Below are 967 nucleotides of genomic sequence, written 5' to 3' on the forward strand. Positions count from 1 at the left end.
GCAAGCCCGCTTGTGTCTTTGAGGATCGCTAGAATCAAAGGTGAGAGGAATGGATGGCAAGCTGTCTGTCCGAGGTGCCCCGAGCACGAGTGGGAGCAAAGCTGCCATCCATTCTTCCACCTTGACTCTAAGCCCGAACAGTTGAACGAGCAGCATCTCGAACGAACAAGCGTGGGCTAGGCCAAGGTGCCTCTCATCCTCAAGTCTAGAGGGTTTGCCCATGATTGCCCATGTCGGTATCGATGTTTCCAAAAAGCACCTGGATGTAGCTCTTCATCCACAAAAAGATGTCTTTCGCATTGCTAACACACCCGAAGCACTAACGGCGCTGGCTGAAAGGCTCAAGCCTTATGCCGTAGAGCGCGTATTGCTGGAGGCCACTGGCGGTTACGAAAAACTTGCTCTGCAAGTGCTAACCAAGCTTGGCCTGAAAGTGGTACGGATCAATCCTGTCAGAGTCCGCAATTTTGCCAAGGCCATGGGCAAGAATGCCAAGACCGACAAGATCGATGCAAGGATGCTGGCTCTGTTTTCTTCCAAGCTCGAAAACGAGCAGGCAGCTGTCGTGGACGAGGTACGCGACACGCTCAACGAGCTGGTGACACAGCGTCAGTTCTTCGTGCAGCAGCGCGATGACATCCGTCGGCGTGTCAAACAGATCACCTCAGAAGTGGTTCGCACAGCCTATCTGCTACAGATCAAGACACTCGATGACCAGGTCAAGAAAATCGATGTGCTGATCGAGGCCAAGAGCAGCGAGATCGATTCAAAATCCGTACAGCGCCTGCGTGCTATCAAGGGGATGGGACCTGTCACCATTTCAAGCCTCCTCTGCTTCTTGCCTGAACTTGGATCAGTGAGTGGGAAGCATATCGCTGCACTTGTCGGTGTAGCACCCTTCAACAATGACAGCGGCGACAAGACGGGTGAGCGACATATCTATGGTGGTCGCGGCAGGCTACGTCGT

At 53.5% G+C, this 967-nt stretch carries 1 protein-coding gene; it reads left to right on the plus strand.

From position 1 onward, the window contains the following. Positions 1-220: 220 nt before the first annotated feature. Positions 221-967: IS110 family transposase (locus G7007_RS21730; protein WP_181105157.1), on the plus strand; the 747-nt coding region annotated here is incomplete at its 3' end.

The organism is Pseudomonas entomophila, assembly GCF_013523125.1.
GTDB lineage: Bacteria > Pseudomonadota > Gammaproteobacteria > Pseudomonadales > Pseudomonadaceae > Aquipseudomonas > Aquipseudomonas entomophila_B.